This is a genomic window from Oribacterium sp. P6A1, from assembly GCF_000702885.1.
Taxonomy (GTDB): Bacteria; Bacillota; Clostridia; order Lachnospirales; family Lachnospiraceae; genus Oribacterium.
In genome coordinates this window covers 91,174-109,473 of record NZ_JNKO01000004.1, presented here as the reverse complement: position 1 = coordinate 109,473, position 18,300 = coordinate 91,174, and the positions used below count along the sequence as shown (strand labels likewise).

Annotated in this window: 13 protein-coding genes; 2 read left to right on the top strand and 11 right to left on the bottom strand. The window is 42.3% G+C overall.

What is annotated here, in order from left to right; all coding sequences use genetic code 11:
• Window positions 1-105 precede the first annotated feature (105 nt).
• From T515_RS04050 to T515_RS16390, 8 genes are all read right to left on the bottom strand, one after another.
• Window positions 106-804 carry a TMEM164 family acyltransferase gene (locus T515_RS04050; protein WP_051671415.1) on the bottom strand — a complete coding sequence of 233 codons (699 nt, stop codon included), beginning with the start codon at window positions 802-804 and terminating at the stop codon, window positions 106-108.
• A 1-nt stretch (window position 805) separates the two neighbouring features.
• Window positions 806-1,363 (bottom strand): regulatory protein RecX, encoded by a 558-nt coding sequence (locus tag T515_RS04045; protein WP_036607862.1) that lies wholly within the window; start codon window positions 1,361-1,363, stop codon window positions 806-808.
• A 104-nt stretch (window positions 1,364-1,467) separates the two neighbouring features.
• Complete coding sequence (gene recA / locus T515_RS04040) at window positions 1,468-2,550, bottom strand: recombinase RecA (RefSeq protein WP_036607860.1); 1,083 nt, start codon at window positions 2,548-2,550, stop codon at window positions 1,468-1,470.
• Window positions 2,551-2,828: 278 nt separating this feature from the next.
• On the bottom strand, window positions 2,829-4,118 hold the full coding sequence (locus T515_RS04035) for a TolC family protein (protein ID WP_155988255.1): 1,290 nt from the start codon (window positions 4,116-4,118) through the stop codon (window positions 2,829-2,831).
• A 115-nt stretch (window positions 4,119-4,233) separates the two neighbouring features.
• Entirely contained in the window at window positions 4,234-5,418 is a 1,185-nt protein-coding gene (locus tag T515_RS04030; RefSeq protein ID WP_036607855.1) for a hypothetical protein, read from the bottom strand.
• A gap of 199 nt (window positions 5,419-5,617) precedes the next feature.
• Entirely contained in the window at window positions 5,618-8,824 is a 3,207-nt protein-coding gene (locus tag T515_RS04025) for an efflux RND transporter permease subunit (RefSeq protein ID WP_081832661.1), read from the bottom strand.
• Between the two features lie 20 nt (window positions 8,825-8,844).
• Window positions 8,845-9,966 (bottom strand): efflux RND transporter periplasmic adaptor subunit, encoded by a 1,122-nt coding sequence (locus T515_RS04020; protein WP_036607853.1) that lies wholly within the window; start codon window positions 9,964-9,966, stop codon window positions 8,845-8,847.
• A 246-nt stretch (window positions 9,967-10,212) separates the two neighbouring features.
• Window positions 10,213-10,845, bottom strand: a complete 633-nt coding sequence (locus tag T515_RS16390) for a TetR/AcrR family transcriptional regulator (RefSeq protein ID WP_051671414.1) — start codon at window positions 10,843-10,845, stop codon at window positions 10,213-10,215.
• 337 nt (window positions 10,846-11,182) lie between these two features.
• On the opposite strand from T515_RS16390, the gene ispE reads away from it, so the two are divergent.
• Both ispE and T515_RS04005 read left to right on the top strand, forming a co-directional pair.
• Window positions 11,183-12,061, top strand: a complete 879-nt coding sequence (ispE, locus tag T515_RS04010; protein WP_036607851.1) for a 4-(cytidine 5'-diphospho)-2-C-methyl-D-erythritol kinase — start codon at window positions 11,183-11,185, stop codon at window positions 12,059-12,061.
• 126 nt (window positions 12,062-12,187) lie between these two features.
• A complete protein-coding gene (locus T515_RS04005) occupies window positions 12,188-12,892 on the top strand; it encodes a GntR family transcriptional regulator (RefSeq protein ID WP_330372635.1) in 705 nt (234 codons plus the stop codon).
• A 180-nt stretch (window positions 12,893-13,072) separates the two neighbouring features.
• Here T515_RS04005 and T515_RS04000 read toward each other — a convergent pair whose 3' ends face one another.
• From T515_RS04000 to T515_RS03990, 3 genes are all read right to left on the bottom strand, one after another.
• Window positions 13,073-15,205, bottom strand: a complete 2,133-nt coding sequence (locus T515_RS04000) for an ATP-binding protein (RefSeq protein ID WP_036607847.1) — start codon at window positions 15,203-15,205, stop codon at window positions 13,073-13,075.
• Window positions 15,206-15,265: 60 nt separating this feature from the next.
• Window positions 15,266-16,468, bottom strand: a complete 1,203-nt coding sequence (locus tag T515_RS03995) for a metallophosphoesterase family protein (protein ID WP_036607845.1) — start codon at window positions 16,466-16,468, stop codon at window positions 15,266-15,268.
• Between the two features lie 189 nt (window positions 16,469-16,657).
• A complete protein-coding gene (locus T515_RS03990) occupies window positions 16,658-18,133 on the bottom strand; it encodes a low temperature requirement protein A (RefSeq protein ID WP_036607843.1) in 1,476 nt (491 codons plus the stop codon).
• Window positions 18,134-18,300: the final 167 nt, after the last annotated feature.

Genomic DNA, 18,300 nt, shown 5'->3' with positions numbered 1-18,300 from the left:
CGACGAAATACACATCATCGGGATGTTTACATTTATCGGGATTTCTCTGACCCGAAAAATTTAAATACTATATTTAATTCATGATTAGATTGTACACAACTTAAATTAGATTGTCAACAATTTATTTGCGTTTTCCAGAAACATATGCATAAAAAGGGCACCTATAATAACCGAACACAGATATACAGCTATCCCCGTTCCTCTGCCTGCTATCATGTCTATATAAGAAAAAACCGGCTGTGAACTGATGTGATAAGGAGAAATATAAAACATATCGCAGTCACCATACTTGTGTAAAAGCACATTTATCAGCTCCGCCAGGAACGCAAAACTTCCGAACAGAGGAACCGTTTTAAGGAAGCCTCTCCATCCCGGAAGTGAAAGCCTGTTTATGGATATATACAAAGACAAAATCACAAGAAGTATATGCCACACAAATCCGTGCAGCGTCAGCAGTACATATCCCGGATGTATGAGTCCATCATGAACAATAAGAGACATGACTCCTCCCAGAAATCCGTAATCCTGAAGAAATGTAAGCAGTATCTTTTTCACGCTGTCGGGGTCCACCCGTTTGCTTTTCTTAAATCCCATAAGGAAACCATAAAGTATAGTGATATAAATGGGCATGGAGCAAAGCTGAAACGGAAAGTACCACACATTATATTTTCCTCCGAACTCCACCAGCCAGAGTGTAAGCTGCTTCCATATTTCCATGGCTGTAAGTATAAGTCCCGTCAGAATGATAAACCTGTCGTGGATCGCTGATTCCGTTTTTTTATTTTTTAATTCCCTTTTTCCCACTTTAGAAATCCTCATCTATGGAAAGTGCCTTTGTAACCGTGCTGTAGGAAAAACCCTTTCTCATAAGTGATGCATAGAGTTTTCTTTTACTGTCCGGATTCAAAGCTTCTGTGTCTCTGCACTTTTTTCTTATAGCAGCTTTTACTGCTTTCAGCTCGGAATCACCGGAAAGCTCCTCGTCTTCTTTAAATGCGGACATAGCCTGCTTTATGCAATTCCGCTCCACACCTCTCTGATACAGCTTCTGTTCTATCTCTCGTATTGACTTCGTCCCGGAATACTGTTTTATAAGCTGCTCCGCAAATCTCAGATCATCCACATAGCCGTATTTTTTGAGAAAATCCATGGTCTCATCCACGATTTCTTCATCATATTTCCCTGAACTTAAAAGCTTCTCTCTTAGCTTTAATTCAGTCTTAGGAGCACGTTCCAAAAGGTACAGACTACGTTCCTTACATCGGTTTCTGAGCTTGTCTCTTTCTGATAGCTTAAGAGGGTCCAGATTATATTTCGATACCTCATCAGGATGCTCATTTAAAAAATCATCTACTGTTTTCACTTATCTTCTCCGTCTGTTTTATGCTATAGCGTTATAAAACGGTAGCCGGAGCACCCCTTCGGGATGTCCGGCCACTTATTTTATGATTTTTACATTTAACTGTTTCAGTCTTCGTTTTCCTCAGACTCTTCCGCCTCAGCTTCTTCATACTCATCCTTGGGCAGACCGTACTTTTCACGTACCTTACTCTCTACCTCAGCCATGATACGGGGATTTGCCTTAAGGTATTCCTTGGCATTCTCACGTCCCTGTCCGATCTTTTCTCCGTTATAAGAGAACCATGCACCTGACTTATCAATGATATTTTCATTTACCGCAAGATCAAGTACATCTCCGGACTTGGAGATACCTTCGCCGAACATGATATCAAATTCACACTGCTTGAAAGGCGGAGCTATCTTGTTCTTTACCACCTTTACTCTAACGCGGTTTCCTGAAGCATCCCCGTTCTGTTTAAGTGTCTCAACCCGGCGGATATCAAGTCTTACAGATGCATAGAACTTGAGGGCACGTCCGCCTGTTGTGGTCTCAGGACTTCCAAACATAACTCCCACCTTCTCACGAAGCTGGTTAATGAAGATAAGGATACAATTTGACTTGGAAATAATGGATGTAAGCTTACGTAAAGCCTGAGACATAAGTCTCGCCTGGAGTCCAACATGGGAATCTCCCATCTCTCCATCTATCTCCGCCTTCGGAACAAGGGCCGCAACAGAGTCGATGACCAGAATATCCATAGCTCCTGAACGCACCATGGTTTCCGCAATTTCAAGCGCCTGCTCTCCGGAATCCGGCTGAGAGATGTAAAGATCATCTATATCTACTCCGATATCCTGTGCATACTTGGGATCCAAAGCATGCTCCGCATCAATAAATCCCGCTATACCGCCGCGCTTCTGTACTTCAGCTACAGCATGAAGTGCCAAAGTTGTCTTACCTGAAGATTCAGGTCCGTATATCTCTATGATTCTTCCCTTTGGAAAACCTCCCGCTCCGAGAGCTATGTCAAGGGAAAGGGAGCCTGTAGGTACCGTCTCGATATTGAGGCTTGCAACAGAATCTCCGAGCTTCATAATAGAGCCTTTACCAAAGTTTTTTTCTATCTGTGTCAAAGCAACATCAAGTGCTTTTAATTTTTCTTCATGATCCTGGTTCGTATTGACCGCGGATTTACTGGTCTTAGCCATGTCTGTCCTCCGTAAAACATATGTTTTGTGATATTTTGTATTTTAAGCTTTATTTACTCTGCTGTCAAGGAGTATACCACAGGCTAAAGCCCAATAATATACTCTAAAAAACGACCATACCAAGACTAAGTCATGCAAAAAATCGAGCAGGGTGCCCCTACTCGATTCCGCGTTGGCTGTCACATGTGCTTGTACAAAAGCACAACGCACGCGTGACGGCCTTATCGCGAACAAAAGAGGATGATCCCGTTTCTGAATCATCCTCTTTTATTTATTATTTATACAAACCCTTTTAATGCCGCCTGATAATTCAAAACTGCTCCAACTGCATTGATTGCTGAAATATTGGCCTGTGCCTCGGAAGCTATATACTTTGTTACAGCCCCATAGTAATCGGTGGCACTTACCAGCCCTGAGGCAAAACTTCTTTCCGAAGCTTCTTTTTGTCTTTTGGCAACCATATATCCTGCCATAGCCGACTCATATTCGGCTCCGGCTTCAAGAGCCCCATTATAGAGTTCCGTCATAGTTATATTCAGATTCTGTCTCGTTGAATTTCTCTTGATATCAACCTCTCCATATCCGGTGATATCAGGTTTCGCCATAGACTGAGCGCTTCCGTAATCAACATTGTGAAGCTGAGCCTCAGAAATATCAGCATTAAGATCCCTTGTATTGATGTAATTCGCATCGTACTCGGGAAGCACACCTATGGAAACATTTTGAACTGCCGCATGATCCCATCCAAGTACCAGTGCCATGTTTTCCTTTATGGTCCTCATGGACTCAGCATTTGTGCTCAAGTTCAGTTCTGCATCCTTAAGCTTTACCTCTGCATTCTTCACATCAATTGCTGTAGCCGCACCGACCGCCTGCTGTCTCAAAGTTCTTTCATACATGGCACGATACATATCTGCCTGTTTCTGATACATGTTATTCAGCTCTGCCAGGGTCTGATATCCTATAAACGCAGAGTACATTCCGGTAGTAACAGAGACTTTAGTGGCATGCATGTTCTTCTTAATACTTGAAACCAGCTGGGTCAAAGAAGTCTTCGCATTTGACTTTTGAACGCTAAGGGTTGATTCATACGCATCCGAATCACTGTTTGTTATAATTTTATTCAATATTTTTATCTGAGCATCATACTCTGCCTTTTTCGCTGCGTCTGTTTCATCATTTTTTGCTTCCTTGAGATCTGATATCTGATCTCTGATATCACTTATGGAATCACTTATGGAATCAACTATCTGATTCATGTTTACCGCATAGTTATCAACAGCAGCCGTCTGCTGTTTTGCAATAATGCTTTTGTACTCCACCAGATTCTGTATTTCATCATAATCTATAACATCATCCTGAAGCCGTGCCCAGGCAGCATCATCCATCCCGTTAGGTCTTCCATTCGAATCCACACCGGTAAGACTCTGCTCCGGTTCACCCGGAGCTGTAACATTGTAGGTAGTTCTTATACCCGGCATCTTTTCTTCACCGTATGCGATTCCCGCTGCCAATGTCAAAGCCATTGACGCACTCACGAAACCTGCCATGAGTCTGTATTTTTTCATATTCCACTCCGTTTTATGACACTTTTTGAATAAAAGCTTCTCACACCTGTTCAGCCTGTAATGAGGCTGCTTCTCTGTCCGCATTCATTTCCTCATGATTTCACACATCAAACCTTTATCCATTGGAACCGCTTCCCGCAAGTCCGTCTCTGTAGGAAATATATGTAAAATACGCGCCCTGAAGTGCATATTTCTTTAACTGTGTATTGATGACTGCAGATTCATAATCATACTGTGCAGTCTCCAATTCCCTAAGGCTTGATGCTCCGGTTGCATAGCCTCTCTGAACCTTCATATATGTTTCCATAAGGCTCATTTCGTTAAGCTGCTGCTTTGCGAAGCTATTCTGAGCTGTAATGAGAGCATTGTACTTTGCAGTCATATCCGACTGTACCTGGTTTTTATCAGTACTAAGAGTGATAGTTGTGCTGCTTACGGTTCCATCCGCTTCTGCCAGGGCAAGTTTTCTCTCATCAATTTTAAGAGTATAACTGTTTCCCATTGCCTTAGAAATATCTTCCGAAAGATTTATAGCATTGATCATCTCATCCGTAACTTCCGGTACCTGACAAATAACCGGGTCTGCATCATATTTCCACCCAAGATTAACCAGTACAGTCTGCTTCGACTTTACCTGAGCCGCTTTATCCTTTTGAAGAGCAGCTTCAGCATCCTTAAGTGTTTTTTCCGCTGTAAGCACATCAAGTTCAGTACCGCTTCCAACCTGCAGCTTTCTTTGAGCCTGCTGAAGAAGATTCTGGTCCTGTTGAATTGTCAGTTCATCAAGCTTAGTTGTGAGCTCTCCTGTATAAATTGCGATTATCTGCTGCTTTATGGCTTCTGCTGTAGTTACCTCTGTTTTTTTATAACCGAGAGTCACTACCTCCCTGTCAGAGTTTTGTATCACGGTATCCACACTTGCCAAAGACTGTTTTCTCTTAAGTTCAGCAGCGGCGTCCCCTGCATCGCTTATTCCTACGGCAGCATCATATGTGCTTTCAATGTTACTTATTACATCATCATAATCAAGATCATAGGTTCCTGTATCATTATTATCCCTGTAATTGATCCATATGGCGGAAACCGTGGGATTATACTCATGAACGAGAGTCTGGATCTCATCCCATTCAAGGTTATCATCCCTTAATTTTGCCCACTCCTCAGCACTTCTTTCTCTTTCATAGGAAGTCTGTCTCGGAGCATAGTCTATTGTGGCCCGTTCTGCGGCAACTGCCGCAAACGACTCCATAACCATCACACCCACCATGGCTATAGCCAGTTTTTTTTCACTAAATATCATTATAACCCTCCTGTTAAGAACAGTTTTATTGGCTCACATGAAGCATCTTAGTCAATAAATGTTTACTCTATGTTAAATAAACAAAGATATCCCGAAAAATGTTTTTCCGGGATATCTCATTCAAACACTGCTTACCTGATTGAATAATACAAAACACATGGTGAGCAAGTGTTAAAAGTCAGTAGTATATTTATGATCATTAGTCCGGAAAACCATCTGTGAAGTCTCCATCATCCACCGGAGAGTCATCATCTCCTGTAGGATCATCATCAGCTGCTCCGTATCTTTTCCATTCTTCAGCAGCCTTCTTCTGATAGTACTCCGACGGTTTCTTACCTTCCATATATCCCGGAGCAGGAACATCCTTGTCCAGATTCTTCTTATTTTTATCCATAACGGTATAGTAAACAGGAAGTACAAGGAGTGCCAGTATGGTAGATGCTGTAAGACCACCCACGTCTACGATGGCAAGACCCTTCATCATCTCACCATTATCACCTATACCTATAGCCATAGGTATCATGGAAAGAACTGTGGTAAGGGTTGTCATGAGAATAGGTCTCAGTCTTGTGGCACCGGCCTCTATAAGCGCACGTCTTCTGGGCATAGCCATTCTGTACTGATTAACGGTATCTACATAAAGGATACCGTTATTAACAACTGTACCGATAAGCATCATAAAACCAAGGAGTGAAACCATGGAAATGGACGAATCGGACAGCCACAAAAGGGCAAAAGATCCTATCAAAGCAAGCGGAAGTGTAGTCATGACCATGAAAGAGAATCTCATGGACTCAAACTGAGCCGCCATTACTACCCATATAAGGAATACCGCGATAACAAGAGCTCCTCCGAAGGATGAAAACTCTTCCTGCTGTGACTGATCTGATGAATTCACTCCCATTGTAACGCCATTGGTAAGATACTTTGAAATGACTTCCTGATTTATGCGCATTCTGGACATCTGATCCGCACTGGTTGTGTAGTCAGCGGAAATAGTCACATTGTACTTCTTATCCACTCTTGAAATAGATGCCGGTGAATCCTCAAATACCACATCACTTATATCCTTAAGCTGTACCTGGGCCCCTGTTGGAGTTGTAAGAAAGATATCTTTTATCTTCTCTACGTCATCGTACTCATCCTTTGGATATTCCACCGTAACATCCGTGTTCTGTCCATCTATCTGCATGGTCATGGCTTTCTTACCGGAAATCATGTTATAAAGCTGATTTCCGACTCCCGAAGGTGTCAGTCCCTCTGCAGCCGCCTTTATGGGATCCACATGAATCTTTATAAGCGGTGCGGCATTTTCAAGTGAAGAATGTACCGCAGTAACATCAGTTCTTGTCTGAAGTTCTTCAACTATCTGTTTAGATGCCTCCTTCAGACTATTGTAGTTCGATGAATTTAAAATCGCCTCGTAGGTATCCTTGGCAGTTGACATACCGGACATGGAGTTATTGGCTTTTACGGAAATAACCGCATCAGGTGTACCGTCAAAAAGCTTACGATAGTACGTTGCCTTGTCCTTTGTCTTCATGCTTCTGTTTTTGATAAGCTCAACTGTAACAGTGGAACTGCTTCCGTAATACATGGACTGGATACTGGAGCCACCCGAAGACACTCTGTAGCTCTTTGTATCCGGATCCTTCGAAACCACATCCTCAATTTTAAGGAGTATTTCATTTATCTCCTCTATTTTAAGACCAGACCTCGTTTCCGCAGTGATGGTTATCTTACCGTCGTCAGTTGCAGGCATCATCTCTACCTTGATATATTTCAAAAATCCCAGAGATGCGATAAACATACCTATAGTGACCACTAGAACAAGAACTCTGTGATTAAGAAGTTTATCGATTATACTTCTGTAGACTACCTGCATTCTTTGAATAGCAGAATGAGCCGGAGCATGTGAATTCTCTGAAGGTTTATATACAACAAAACATAGCGGAACTATGGATATCGCCGAAATAAGGGATGACAGCATACAGAAAACAATGGTAAAGCCAAGCGGTGCAAAGAACTGTCCCATAAGTCCCTTCATAAATCCGAGAGGAAGGAAAACTACACAGGTTGTTATGGTCGATCCAAGAACCGACTCACCAACGGTCTTTACTGAATCAAGGGCCGCAGTCTGTCTTGTCTTTAATCCTGCTGTTGAATATTTATCCATGGATCTGAAACAGGCTTCAAGTACGACTATGGAGTTATCTACCATCATACCTACGCCAAGAACCAGGGATGACATGGTTACCATGTTAAGTGAATATCCCATAGCCCACATGGCTACAAGTGCAGTAAGTATGGAAATAGGGATAGAGGTACCAACTATAAGAGATGCCTTCAAATCTCCAAAGAACAGTATGATGATAATCATGGAAATGACTATAGCCATGATCATGGTCTCGAATACAGAAGTCAGAGAGTTTATAATGCTGTCTGAATCATCATCGATAATGTGTATCTTCAGATTTTCATCTCTTGCCTCAAGCTCTTCTATAAGCCTTTTAGCCTGCTTTGACATATTAACAGCCGACTCACTCTGCTTCTTTGTAAGATCCAGCATGATGGTATCCTGACCGTTGTATCGTCCTATGGCCTCCTGATCCTTGAGGCTCAGGTTTATCTTTGCAATATCACTTAAATAAACCGTGTTTCCGTTTCCCGTTGTTATGGGAATGTTGCCTAAAGAATTAACATCATCATAGTCATTTCCGGTACTGACCGACAGCTTTTGTTTTCCTACATTTGTAGTTCCTGCCGGAAGGGCGAAATCTGCTGCTGCAACCGTTGAAGCCACCGTAGACATGCTAAGACCGTACTGCTTCAGTTTTTCCGGTATAAGCTCAATGCTTACATACTGCTTCTGTCCGCCGGAAAGAGATACGCTGGCAACAGTTCCGAGACTTTCAAACTCAGGAGATATATCATTTTCAACATAGTTATACATATTATCCTGCGCTGAGTTCTCGATAGACAGGCTAAGGGACGGCTGTTCACTGACGTTCATGGTAAGGACATTCGGATCGTTTACGCCCTCCGGGAATTTTGTCTTTACAGCATCTATCTTCTTTTTCAGCTCATCATAAGCCTTGTCCATATCAGTACCATACTCGTACTGAACCATGGTAAATCCATAGTTTTCAGAAGATTTGGACGTAACCTTTTTTACATCCGAAAGGACGGAAACGCCCTCTTCAATCGGTGTGGAAATGATCTCATCCACATCCTCCGGAGATGCTCCGCTGTAGGTTGTGGTTATGATAATCATAGGAACATCGATATTGGACATAAGTTCCATCTTCTGACTAAAAAGGGACATTATTCCGAAGAATATAAGACTGATAACCGCCAGGAAGGTGGTAACCGGTCTTCTGATTACGAATTCGGTTATATTATGCATTCTAAAGCTCCTCCCTGATGTCAGTCAGCTGCTATATTTCCGTTTTCGTCTATGATACGAACACTGGCTCCGTCATAGATATCCTCAGTCCAGCTTGACACGATATTATCTTTTTCGGTTATTCCGTCTATAACCTGATACTCAGAATCAGCGGTGATTCCCAAAGTAATGAAGGTTCTTCTTGCAGTTCCGTTCTCATACACATAAACGTAAGGATTTCCGCTTGAATAGTATACATAGTCTGACGGTATGATTATTACATCTTTAGCTGTTGCGGATACAAGCTGAACCTTGGCTGCAACGCCGTCTGCAAGAGCATCTGCATTCTTAAGCTGAGCCTCCACAGCAAAAAGTCCTGTAGAAGAATCAACAAGTCTTGATATATCAGAGATAGTTCCTTCATATTTAGAACTGTTTTTTTCAACAGTCACCTTCTGTCCAAGAGACAGATTGTTAAGGATATCCTCTGTAACACTGAATATAACCTTTCTCTGTCCTGAACCGGTGATAACACAAAGTTCAGATGACTGCGAAACCGTTCCGTTAATTGTCATATTCTGATTCTGAATAGTACCGTCCGCAGGCGCTGTCACGGTTGAATATTCAACCTGGGTATCGTACTGAAGCTTTGCGGAATTTAACTGGGCCCTCGCTGCCGCAGCCTGTGACTGGGCGGCATTTGCAGAATTCAGGGTCTGGGTATATGTCTGAGGTGCCACATCTCCGGCCTGATAAAGGGGAGTCATACGATTGAGTGAATCTGTCGCAGTATTTGCCTGATCCTGAGCTGCCTGAAGGGAAGCGCTGGCTGAATCATAAGCAGCCTTTGCCGAATCTATAGCCTTCTGGTTATCTATCTTCGCAATCGGATCTCCCTGCTTAACCCGGTCCCCGTTCTGTACATATATTTCAATGATTTCCCCGGAGGTCTTCGGCATCACATGATATGTATCAGACGGCTCTATCTTTCCCATCAGTGAAGTTTCACGTTCTATTGTTCCTGTGGAAAGGTTGGTAATCGTAACCGCCGGAAGCTCTTTAACCTGCATCTCCTCCTTTGGTTTCATCAATCTTGCTGCAACAGCGGCGCCCAAAGCACCGATCACCGCAACAACTATAATTATCGAAACTGCTTTTTTCATATATTCATCCTCCTATGATTTAGAGAACTAAATCCATACCCGAAAAACCAATGTCTTCTTTATATGAGAACTATTGTCTTCTAAATAATCAGATACCGGACAAATTGCTGTCCTATATATCAAATCGTCAAAACCATTAACATAATAATTATCTGTCAGACATAAAATCACGCCTTATAAATACCCATATTCCGTATGCTGAGGCTGCTTTTCAGATAGTCTTAAACATATCCGGCTATAGGTTTTTCATTTTCTCGCGTCAGCGCCAAATCTGATTATGTTCATCTGCATTTCAAACTGTTTAAGTATGATCTCCGTATCCCTTTCCGGAAACATGATGATATTTATAACCGCGAGGGTGGCAACGATCTGTACTGCTTTAAGGAGGGCTTCAAATCTTTCTCTGCTTCCCTGTATATCCACAAGATCGCTGTCTATATGTTCCATAAGCCATTGAATCTGATTATTCTCCATCTGTTTTTTTGAGTCGCAGTCTCTTTCTCCCCAGTCCACAACTCTTTTCATAACACCGGAATTTTTCAGGATATTAATGCTTTGGTTTATTGATCCCTTTTTCAGATATCCTGCAACCTTGTATACCCACTCATATGTTGCTTTCCAAAAATCCCCTTTATTTTTGAGCACCAGTTCTCGCATAAATGAATTACTGTTTTCCTCTTCTTTCCGGAAAACATACTTTAAAAGGTCATTCTTATCCTCAAAATATGTGTAAAAACTTCCTCTTGATATTCCTGCATTTTTTATTATCTGATTTATAGAAGCTTCTTCAAAGGGAACTCTTGCGAACTCCTCTCTCGCAGCTTCAAGTATTCTTTTCTTTTTATCTTCAGGAAGCTTTTCAAACCTTTCAGTTGACATCTGTTTCCTCCATAGCCTTCATTAAATCCCCATTCCTCCTCTTCGATGAATAAAACTATATATCAGAATTCATCTTCGATTTAGTGACAAGTTGTCACTTTACTTGTCCGAGTATAGTGACAACTTGTCATTATGTCAACCGTCCATAACTTAAATCCTTACTAATTAATTCATATTTAATAAGATTTTATAAATTTTTCATATTATTGTATTATTATCAGTACATAATTCCTTGATTAAAGGCCGGCAATGCATTACAATAGCCGAGTATTGTATACAAAGAACGTTTTATATTAAAAAATAAGACACTAATTCCATGGAAAGGAAATATTTTTATATGGACAGTGTTAAGCTTCAGGCTTACGGAAAGATAAATCTTTCTCTGGATGTCCTGAAACAAAGAGCTGACGGTTATCACGATGTAAGGATGATCATGCAGACCGTTAAGCTTCATGACAACATAGATATGCAGAAAACCAGGGAACCCGGCATAAAGCTGAGTACCAATCTAAGTTTTCTTCCTGTAAACGAAAATAACCTTATGTATCGTGCAGCCAGGATGTTACTGGATGAATTCGATATAAAAGAAGGTGTATCCATGCACCTGAAAAAAGTCATTCCCGTATCCGCAGGCATGGCAGGTGGTTCCACTGATGCAGCTTCTGTTCTTTACGGAATGAACAAACTGTTCAATCTTGGATTATCTTCAGATGATCTGAAAAAACGCGGAGTAAAACTGGGAGCGGATATACCTTTCTGTCTTATGCGGGGCACTGCTCTTTCCGAGGGAATAGGCGAAATACTGACACCTCTTCCTAAGCTTCCGCCCTGCCCTATTGTTCTGGCAAAACCCGGGATATCCGTATCCACAAAGTTTGTGTATCAGAATCTTCATGTCAACGATCTTCCGGAATCATCTCATCCTGATGTTGATTCGGTAATCGAAGCCCTGAAAAAGCACGATGTGAGGGAGATTGCAGAGAATATGGGAAATATTCTGGAGAGCGTTACATGTAAGCATTATCCTGAAATCGAAGATATAAAGACTGTAATGAAGGATCTTGGAGCCGTTAATGCTATCATGTCAGGTTCCGGTCCAACAGTTTTCGGCATTTTTGATGATGCCAGGATGGCGAAGAAGTGTTATGAATCTTTGAGATTCGGAAAACATAAACATCTCGCAAAACAGATTTATCTGACAGAGCCATGGCGCTGACCTTTGATCACCGGACTGCCGGTGTGCACCCGGACAGGCGCATCTCTATAATCCGTGTTTCCGGTTATCCGGAACCGGTTTGATAAGAATAGATGTTAAAATAAATCAACGGAGGACAACAATTTGATGAGCGAATTCACAGTAAATATGAACGAATATCTTCCTTTGAGAGATCTGGTTTTCAATACTCTCAGACAGGCCATTCTCAAAGGTGAATTAAAACCCGGCGAGCGTCTCATGGAGATTCAGCTTGCAGAGAAACTCGGGGTATCACGTACACCTATAAGAGAAGCCATCAGAAAGCTGGAGCTGGAAGGTCTCGTTATCATGATCCCGAGACGAGGTGCAGAGGTTGCCAAAATCTCCCACAAGAGCCTCCAGGATGTTCTTGAGGTCAGAGGTGCTCTTGAGGAACTTGCAACAGATCTTGCATGCCAGCGTATAAATGAAGAAGAGCTCAAGGAGCTTACGGATGCAGAGGATCACTTTAAGAAGGTTGTGGAGAACAACGGAACTGAAATGGAAATTGCCGAGGCAGATGAAGCTTATCATGACATCATCTACAAGGCCACCAGAAACGATAAGCTGGTACAGATGATAAACAACCTTCGTGAGCAGATGTACCGCTATCGTCTTGAGTACATTAAGGATGAGGCTCAGCGCGGAACTCTCATAAACGAGCATGAGAATATTCTTGAGGCAATCAGAATCAGAGATATCATCCGTGCCAAGACTCTCATGAAGGAGCACATCGACAATCAGGAGCTCACCGTTTCTCAGAACCTCGAAGGTGAGTCCGCTGAAGCCAGATCAAATCAGAAGCGTAAGTGATTTAATAATCAAAAGTCATATATGTCTTTATACCGGCCTTTTTGATCGGGGGAATAAAAATCAAAGCCAGAAAAAAAGAGTTGAATCCAGCCATACCGGTTAGGATTCAACTCTTTTTCTGTATAAATTCTTATTACACTGCACAGGGAAGCAGCTACTGTCAGTATCACTTTCCTGCTTTCATTTTCTGCTCTCGTGGCAGGTGAAGTAAATCAGCTGATACGCTTTCGATGCTTCCTTCAGGAACTTCATGGCTCCATCCAGCTTGTCCTCATCAAGATTCACAAAGGGATCATCCAGAATGATAAAGGGCTTTTCATCTTCATACATGGCATCAATAAATGACATCCTTCTTGCAAGTTCCACCATGTTCCTGTATCCCTGAGACAAAAGCTCAGTGCTGTGAGACTGCCCTTCATCTATCAGATCTACATTGAAGCGGGCATCCATACGATAAGGGACTTCATCCATACCGGATGTGCTGATAAATATCCGATAGTACTTTTCAAAAGCTTCCATGAGAGGAGAAAGATAGGCTTTCGTAAAACTGTTGTGTGCCTTTTCAAGATGATCTCTTATCAGCACAAGGAGACTGTACTTCTGCTCCATGTTGTGAAGTTCCTGAAGTCCCTGTGTATACTGCCTTTCTTTCTCGTATATGGGCTTAAGCTTATCCTCAACATTCTTCATACGAAGCTTCAGACCATGTATATTTTCGTTCATTTCATTGTATTGACGGGTCTGTTCACTAAGCTTTTGGTTCAGAGACTCAAATGAACCTTCACTATAGGATGATTTTATCCTGAGAAGCTTCTCCATATCATGAGTGTTCTCAAACCGGGCTTTTTCCCTGTCCTTCGCAACAAGTTCTTCAGCAAGTCCCCTCATGTCGCACAGGCGGTTATATCTCAATATATCATTTCCGAATCCTCTGAAGGGTTCAAAATCAAGATTGTAAGCATCGGAAAAATCATATTTTGGATAATATTTTTGAAGAAAAGCGGCAATCTCTTCGCATAAATGCTCTATCTCATCAGAAACCTCATCAATTCCCCGGGGCTGTCTTCTTAGCTTATTCCTGCCGGAAGATCCTCCGGCAAAAGCACTTACCGTCATGATAATGATAATCGCCGCTCCAACGGCTGCCATAGCCACGCCCGTATACCCCGGCTTTTGGCTGATCTTAAGATACACTCCGGTAATAATAAGTACGACGGCCAAAACAGCAGTAACGATTTTTGACTCTGTTCCCCCTCTATGATCCGAAAATCCGCTTCCCCGCCGGGTCTCTTCCATAATGTTCAGCTTCTCCCTGAGAAACTGAACCTTTGCTATCCTTTTTTCTATGGAAAACAACTCTTTTTCATCCGGCAATCCACATCTGAAACGATCATCAAGCTCCCTGAGCCCCCGGTTTATCTCCCCGTTCCTCATTTCAGGTGACATGGTTTCAAATGCCGCGCCAAAATGTCTCCGCTCCGCCTCCAAAAGGCGCCTCTCACAAGCCGCTATATCCTGCAGCAGGTTGTCATAACTCATCTTTTCCCTTATGGCATCCTGATACTGACTCATCTCCATGATGCGGGAATTCAGCCCTTCTATGGTTCTTGAAAGTCTTCTCAGCTCTTCCCCTGCACCGTGAAGCTTTTCGGCACTGTCAGTCAGTTCCTTCTCCAGGGAAGTTTTATCCATCAACTCTGAATGTAATATCTCCAGATCCATACGCTTTTTGAAAATATCTCCGGTCCTTCTGTTTGGAGACAGGGCATTTATCTCATTCTTAAGCTTTTCTATAACAGCTTCATAACGGTTCATGTCATCCAGATCATCCGATACATTTCCGATTTTAGCATTGATCCGGGATGTGACCCCTGTTTCCAGCTCCTGCTGCCCTATAAAGACAGTCTTTCTGAAAGATCTTTCATCTATCTTCAGAATCTCTTCCCCGATATTTTCTGTATATGCAGAGGATTCAAGATTCGTATCCGCGTCATAGAGTCTGAAAACATCCTGAGACCGTTTCTCTCCAAAGATACGCACTATACGGAATTTTTCCAGGCCTTCCCCCACACTGAAGACAAGTTCTCCGCCGAATGTGCCTCCCTGCCACGGCCTGTATTTCTTTCTTTCATTCCCGGCATCCGTAGCCTTACGATCTCCGGACAGTCCATAGAACATCACCCTTATAAATGCTGCCAGTGTTGACTTTCCGTATCCGTTCTCCCGAAGAAAAACATTGAGCCCTTCATTAAAATCTATGCTTGTATCATGCAATTTTCCAAAATTTTCAATTTTTGCACTAATTAATTTCATCTTATATTCTTACTTCCAAAATTCCGCTTTTGATCTCCTGCTGCTTTTTTACCGGCCCTATCAGACACCTTCTCCCATCAAAAGCCGTATACCCGCTTCGATAACTTCCGACTTGACGGTCTCCGAAAGCTGACTGTCATCTCTTACCGAACGTATGAACTCTCCCTTCAGAGATCTGTCATTTACATAACTCTGATAATCTATCTTTCTGCGGGTCTCGTCCTCAAGCTTCAGAAAGTAGAAGCGCGGACTCAGCTGAGTACCGATGAAGCTCAGGTTTTTTTCTGCTTCAAGATCCAGCTCCCCGGTCAAAATAAGCTTTACCATATCATCTCCATGAAGGCGTCTGCCGCCGGAGCTCTCCACTATCTCTCTCACAGAATCCTGACTGATGTTTTTTATCTCTTCACCCTGGGATGGTATGCCGCTCAGTATATCAAGCAGGGCCGTTGCTCTTTTGACCATTTCCATGGAACTTATGAGACCTGTAACATCCACCGGAATAGTCCACATATGTCTCCTGCCAATGTCTACAAGCTGCCTCTTTATCCTATGAGTCTCTTCATCAATATCCAGTACGATAAATCCATGCTTTGAACACTCGTCAAAGCCTCTTCCCTCAAGACATCCGGGATAACACCATATGCCTCTTCCGTCCAGCTGGCCGCTCATAAATTTATGAACATGGCCAAGGGCCATATAGTCAATATTTCTCCCGGCGTAATCGCCCGGATATATCTCTTCTTCACCGTCAGAAAGTGTGCCGCGGGAAGAAACCACCTGACCATGGAGCATCACTATGTTGCAATCCTCTTCACGAATGTTGAGGGTCCTTGCAGCCCAGCCTTCCGGCAGTTTCGCTCCTCCGAAGCTGCTGCTCAGCTCCCTGCCGGATATCACTATATTTCCGGAGAGTCTGTACATACGCCATGAATCATTAAAGGTATACAGATTTTCAGGCAAAAGCTCCGATCTGTTAAGAAATGAATCCGTGTCGTGATTTCCTTTTAAATAAAAAAAGGCAATCTCAGGATTCCCTTTTATGCTGCCGAGTATAGTCTGGGCAGTTGTGGAACTAACTGCCCCGGTATCAAACATATCGCCGGAAATAAGTACTGCCGAAATCTGATGGCTATTTGCATAGCCAAGAAGCCTTAACCAGGTGCCAAGCAGTTCCTGTCTTCTCTCTTCAGCCTTTTTTTCGTCTAAATTGGTATTTAATCTACTATCCAGATGCAAATCCGCACAGTGAATGATCTTCATATATCTATCCTTATCTTATGGGAATCCCCATGAACATATCTCAAACAAATGTACGTGAATATATTAGCATTTTAATTAAAGCTACTCAACTGGTTTATAATAACCCATTTTATACTTATGGTAATCTGCCATGGTAAAAAAACTCCCGGATCAGCATACGATCCGGGAGTTTTTAACTCTATACAGTTTTTATTCGATGTAACCACCGACCTTCATTTCCTTAAGATGTACATTATGTCTCTGAAGGAACATAAAGAATATAAGATATATAAACACTACTGTAACGATGGCTCCTATCAGCTGATTATATCCGGCAAAGAGCATAAGGACCGTATATCCCACCATAATTACAAAAATCTTTCCCATGGACTTATATCCAAGCTTTCCATGTGTCTTACCGTATTTTTCCGTCATAAGAAGACAGACATAGTATATGAACATGGTTATGACCATCCACATGGTCTTCGGGAAGATAGGAACCATAGGTCTCGCCAAAAGTTCCAGTGCTATGGTGGTGGAGTTGATGGCGAGGATCATGATAACATGAATAACCAAAAATCCAAGACCCGATGTCTTTTTATGGTGGTCAAGAACATTGTCATAGAAAAACCCGTAACTCAGGAACATACCGATAACCACAAGGAAAGACATCACATTAAACAAAATATGAGTTTCACTGGTAAAATAGCCTCCTATGCCGATGATCATCTCGCCGAAGGTCAGAATGACAAGCAGAAGGTTTCTCTCTGCAAAATGCGGAAAATCACAGGGTCTCTGGGCATATGCCGAATGCTCCTTAAGTTTTCCAACATAACCGACTATAAGCGCCACAGGTGAAATAACTATACCCGTAAAATGATGTATAGGTATGGAAAGGGCTATAATGGCAAACTCAAAACTCAGAATCATGATATTGTTCCTGAGTATCTCTTTATCTATCTCATCCAGTTTCGGCGCGAAACGGAGCTTGTCCCAGCTTCTGTACGCCAGATTTGCCATAATAAGCGCCCAGGCAGAGTGATAACGTATATAGTGATCCAGCCAGTGTATATTTGATCCGCTTGCCATATAGTAGAGCAGATACATATTCAACAATATACTCAGATAATCCCTCAGGGATTTTCTTCCGTAACGGTTAAAAAACATGGTGGTAAACATCCATACCTGCATGACCACAGCGGTAAGAAAAACAAAGGTGATTATAGCCTCCTTCGGAGGAAATGTGTCTTCAAATCCATGAAAAAGGGCATTTATGGTTCTCAGGCTGTAAACGAAAATAAGATCATAAAAAAGCTCTATGTACTCAACCTTCTTTTCCACATGATCTTTCGGTTTCGGGCTCTCACGATTCACTCTTGACCAGATACGGTACAGAATGGAGCCCTCTGCCTCCCTGACAGGTGTTCCCTGTTCAACCTGAGAGGCTCCTGTAGCCTCATCCACTATCTTATTGAAATATTCTCTCTTCTCATGCTCTTCCTCATCGATATCCTCTCCATGAGTACGAACATGCATCTCCATCTTCCTGACCAGATTGGACTTTACATTGTACTCTTCCTTGCTTTTAGGACTTCCGTCATAATCCAGCCCCGGAATATCCACCTCTTCGGTAAACTCCTCCTTTGATTCATGATTCCTCAACTCATCTTCATTCAACAGACTCACTATATATCTCCCTTAAAACAGTAACGAATATACCGGAGCAAAACCGGGCAAAATCCATCAGAAAAGCACAAAGTATGCCTTATTTTGTCCATAAGCACAAAATAATGTATTAAATTTAATTGTGCCGCAACTTTATTTTCATAAATATTACCATACAAAAAAAGACC